This window comes from Streptomyces sp. NRRL WC-3549, from assembly GCF_000721935.1.
In the GTDB taxonomy this organism is placed as follows: Bacteria; Actinomycetota; Actinomycetes; order Streptomycetales; family Streptomycetaceae; genus Streptomyces.
In genome coordinates this window covers 166,051-169,381 of the sequence record NZ_KL585394.1, presented here as the reverse complement: position 1 = coordinate 169,381, position 3,331 = coordinate 166,051, and the positions used below count along the sequence as shown (strand labels likewise).

Here is a 3,331-nt window from a genome sequence, read left to right as displayed (position 1 = left end):
GCTCCCGCACCCCTCTCGGGCCGCCCCCGATCCGGGAGCCGGAAACCGCGACGCCCCGCCGGGCGCGAACTCGGCGGGGCGTCGTGCTGCCCGGACCGGCAGCGGTCCCACGTCGGTGGCGCCCGGTCCACCCGTCGCGGACCGGGGCCGTCAGCGGGCGCCGGCCAGAGCGGTCGGCGCGGTGGCGGGGGTCAGGGCCGCGTCGTGCGCGTCCATGGCCTCGGCGGCGAGGATCGCGACCGCCGTGTCGGCGCGGGACGCGGCCACCACCAGGGCCCGGCCCGCGAGGGCGTGGGCACGGCGGTGCAGGGCCTGCGCCGCCGCGTCGCTCCGCCCGGCGTGCCGGGCCGGCGGTGCGCCGCGCAGCCGGGCCACCTGGGCGGCGATACGGTCGCCGTCCTCGGTGAGCCCGAGCTCGTCGGTGACGGCGAGCAGGGCGCCGAGGTGTCCTGCGAGCTGGATGTCCAGCTCGTCCTCACGGCTGCGGTGCGGGAAATCGGCGTCGTCGGCCGATGTGTGGACCGATTTGGTGCGGATCGGCTCGTACATGGGTGGCCTCCTGGTAGTGCAGTAAGGCCATCCTATCTTAGATTCTGTCTAAAGTTGTCCGTGATCCGAAGCGATGCCGTGCGGGGGCGGTCGCTCAGGGCTGGCCGTAGCCGTCCAGGAAGCTCCCGATCCGGGTCACCGCGTCCGTCAGGTCCTTGGCCGGCGGCAGCGTGACCACCCGGAAGTGATCGGGTTCCGGCCAGTTGAAGCCGGTGCCGTGGACCACCATGATCTTCTCGGCCCGCAGCAGGTCCAGCACCATCTGCCGGTCGTCCTTGATCTTGAACACCTTGGGGTCCAGCCGGGGGAAGAGGTACAGCGCCCCCTTCGGCTTCACACAGGTCACCCCGGGGATCCGCGTCAGCAGGTCGTACGCGATGTCCCGCTGCTCCAGGATCCGCCCGCCCGGCAGCACCAGGTCGTCGATCGACTGCCGGCCGCCGAGCGCGGTGGCCACCGCGTGCTGGGCCGGCATGTTGGCGCAGAGCCGCATGTTGGCCAGGATCGTCAGCCCCTCGATGTACGACGAGGCGTGCGCCTTCGGCCCGCAGACGGCCATCCAGCCGGAGCGGTACCCGGCGATCCGGTAGTTCTTGGAGAGTCCGTTGAAGGTGAGGACCATCAGGTCCGGGGCGATGGCGGCGGTCGGGGTGTGGGTGGCCCCGTCGTACAGGATCCGGTCGTAGATCTCGTCGGAGCAGACGACCAGGTTGTGGCGGCGGGCGATCTCGGTGAGGCCGCGCAGCATCTCGTCGTCGTAGACGGCGCCCGTGGGGTTGTTCGGGTTGATGATCACGATCGCCTTGGTGCGGTCGGTGATCCTGCGCTCGACGTCGGCGAGGTCCGGCATCCAGTCGGCCTGCTCGTCGCAGCGGTAGTGCACCGCCGTGCCGCCGGCCAGGGAGACCGACGCGGTCCACAGCGGGTAGTCCGGGGCGGGGACGAGGACCTCGTCGCCGTCGTCGAGCAGCGCCTGCATCGACATCTGGATCAGCTCGGAGACGCCGTTGCCCAGGTAGATGTCCTCGACGCCGAGGTCGATCCCCTTGGTCTGGTAGTGCTGCATCACCGCGCGGCGGGCGGACAGCAGCCCCTTCGCGTCGCCGTAACCGTGCGCCCCGGAGAGGTTGCGCAGGATGTCCTCCAGGATCTCCGGTGGGCACTCGAAGCCGAACGCCGCGGGGTTGCCCGTGTTGAGCTTGAGGATGCGGTGGCCCGCCGCCTCCAGCCGCATGGCCTCCTCGAGGACGGGGCCGCGGATTTCGTAACAGACGCCGGAGAGCTTCGTTGACTGGATGACCTGCATGGCTGTGAGCTTACGACCGCGTTTCGCGCGGTGCGCCCGGTTCACCGCCGTGTCGTCTCCCCCGGGGAAGACCGCGCTCTTCCATCGCCATGCCGCCCCGGCCGGGAACCGTGGGAAGGACCGGTCGGCGTGCCGCCCGGGCTTGGATTCCGGGCGGCTCGGGGCGTGACGGGCGCAACCGGGTGAGATGCGCCACGCGGCCCGGCCTCCGGGTCAGCCGGGCAGGACGGTCCCTTCCGGGAGCCGTACGCCGAAGTCGTCGGCCAGCACCCGCAGGACGTCCGCCGGCCCGGCCAGTCCGCGCTCCTCGACGGTGCCGTCGTCCGCGGTCCGCACGAGGGTCCGGCCGGAGAGCGCCTGGTGGAGCCCCGGCCGGGTGCGCTGGGCGAACACCGCCTGCCGGAAGGGCGAGCGCGGGTTCGTCGCGACGTACCAGTTGGCGACCACGAAGTCCGGCGCCCCGAAGGGCTCCAGGGTGAACTCGTACTGCGGCTCCCAGGTGCCGCCCTTCTCGGCCTGCAACTGCCAGAGCTCCAGCGGTCCGTCGTGCGGCGCGTGCACCAGCCGGTGGCGGCGCGGGGCGTCGTCCAGTTCGGCGCCGGCCACGAGCGGGATCGGCTCCAGCAGGGCGCCGGTGGAGCCGAACCCGACGTCCGCCACGAAGGGCGTGGGCTCGTCCTCCGCCTGGACCCGCAACAGCATGTGCGTACGCGGCCGGACGTCCCCGGGGGCGGCGCCCAGCACCACCCGCCCGGCCAGCAGCGCCACCCGGAAGCCGATGCGGGTCAGGACGGCGGCGAGCAGCGTGTTGTGCTCGTAGCAGTAGCCGCCGCGCTCGGAACGGACGAGCTTCGCCTCCAGGTCGGGCAGTGCGAGCGAGGGGGCGCCGCCGAGCACGGGCTCCAGGTTCTCGAACGGGATGCCGAACATGTGGGCGCGGTGCACGGACCGCAGGACGTCGGCGGTGGGCCGTCGCTCCCCGGCCCAGCCGATGCGGGTGAAGTAGGCGTCGAGGTCGAGTGTCATGCCCCGACCGTACGCAGCCTCAGATGTCCCTCAAATCCGGTGCGGGGAGCAGCGGTCGGGGGAAGGCTCGGCACATGATCGGTTTCGGGAAGAAGCAGGAGAGCGCGGTGCTCGTACTGCGGGACGTGCAGGAGATCACCGAGCTGCTCCGGCAGGAACTGGGCACCGCGACCGACGACCGGCGCCCCGGCCTGGAGCGGGCCCTCGCGCTCGTCGAGGAGGTGGCCGCCGTCCCGGACGCCGAACTGCGCGCCCGGTGGGTGCGGCAGCGGCTGGCGGCCTCGGGGTACGAGGGACCGCTCGACTCGGTGTCCGCCGTCAAGGCGCTGCGCCGGGCGGAGCCGGGCCTGTCCCTCCTCCAGGCGGTGACGTACGCCCGGGAGGCCGCGGCCGTGTCCCCGGGAGCGGAGGCGGCCCCCGGCAGGTGAGGGGCGGGCCGGCCGTCGCGGA

Annotated in this window: 4 protein-coding genes; 1 reads left to right on the top strand and 3 read right to left on the bottom strand. The window is 72.7% G+C overall.

Annotated elements, in window-relative coordinates; translation table 11 throughout:
* Positions 1-150 precede the first annotated feature (150 nt).
* The 3 genes from IH13_RS0111470 to IH13_RS0111460 all read right to left on the bottom strand — a co-directional run bounded on the left by IH13_RS0111470 (position 151) and on the right by IH13_RS0111460 (position 2,881).
* Positions 151-549 carry an SCO4983 family protein gene (locus tag IH13_RS0111470; protein WP_031083505.1) on the bottom strand — a complete coding sequence of 133 codons (399 nt, stop codon included), beginning with the start codon at positions 547-549 and terminating at the stop codon, positions 151-153.
* 94 nt (positions 550-643) lie between these two features.
* Complete coding sequence (locus IH13_RS0111465; protein WP_031083503.1) at positions 644-1,855, bottom strand: pyridoxal phosphate-dependent aminotransferase; 1,212 nt, start codon at positions 1,853-1,855, stop codon at positions 644-646.
* Positions 1,856-2,068: 213 nt separating this feature from the next.
* A complete protein-coding gene (locus tag IH13_RS0111460; protein ID WP_031083501.1) occupies positions 2,069-2,881 on the bottom strand; it encodes an arylamine N-acetyltransferase family protein in 813 nt (270 codons plus the stop codon).
* 74 nt (positions 2,882-2,955) lie between these two features.
* Here IH13_RS0111460 and IH13_RS0111455 point away from each other — a divergent pair, with 74 nt between their 5' ends.
* Positions 2,956-3,309 (top strand): hypothetical protein, encoded by a 354-nt coding sequence (locus IH13_RS0111455; RefSeq protein WP_031083500.1) that lies wholly within the window; start codon positions 2,956-2,958, stop codon positions 3,307-3,309.
* The last annotated feature ends 22 nt before the right edge of the window (positions 3,310-3,331 follow it).

Bases quoted from the DNA above. Each gene is read 5' to 3' on its own strand.
- IH13_RS0111465 (WP_031083503.1), bottom strand. From the start codon at position 1,855: ATGCAGGTCATCCAGTCAACGAAGCTCTCCGGCGTCTGTTACGAAATC.
- IH13_RS0111455 (WP_031083500.1), top strand. From the start codon at position 2,956: ATGATCGGTTTCGGGAAGAAGCAGGAGAGCGCGGTGCTCGTACTGCGG.
- IH13_RS0111460 (WP_031083501.1), bottom strand. From the start codon at position 2,881: ATGACACTCGACCTCGACGCCTACTTCACCCGCATCGGCTGGGCCGGG.
- IH13_RS0111470 (WP_031083505.1), bottom strand. From the start codon at position 549: ATGTACGAGCCGATCCGCACCAAATCGGTCCACACATCGGCCGACGAC.